This window comes from Halomonas sp. IOP_14, from assembly GCF_021021315.1.
GTDB lineage: Bacteria > Pseudomonadota > Gammaproteobacteria > Pseudomonadales > Halomonadaceae > Vreelandella > Vreelandella titanicae.
Genome location: NZ_JAINWD010000085.1, coordinates 1 through 429, shown reverse-complemented (window position 1 = coordinate 429; position 429 = coordinate 1). Strand labels below are relative to the sequence as shown.

General features: G+C 55.7%; 1 rRNA gene. It reads left to right on the top strand.

Annotated features, from left to right (window positions below):
- Positions 1–10 precede the first annotated feature (10 nt).
- Positions 11–429 (top strand): 16S ribosomal RNA (locus tag K7H09_RS23990); the annotation flags it as partial.

Genomic DNA, 429 nt, shown 5'->3' with positions numbered 1-429 from the left:
CATAGATCTTAAACTGAAGAGTTTGATCATGGCTCAGATTGAACGCTGGCGGCAGGCCTAACACATGCAAGTCGAGCGGTAACAGGGGTAGCTTGCTACCCGCTGACGAGCGGCGGACGGGTGAGTAATGCATAGGAATCTGCCCGATAGTGGGGGATAACCTGGGGAAACCCAGGCTAATACCGCATACGTCCTACGGGAGAAAGGGGGCTTCGGCTCCCGCTATTGGATGAGCCTATGTCGGATTAGCTAGTTGGTAAGGTAATGGCTTACCAAGGCAACGATCCGTAGCTGGTCTGAGAGGATGATCAGCCACATCGGGACTGAGACACGGCCCGAACTCCTACGGGAGGCAGCAGTGGGGAATATTGGACAATGGGGGCAACCCTGATCCAGCCATGCCGCGTGTGTGAAGAAGGCCCTCGGGTT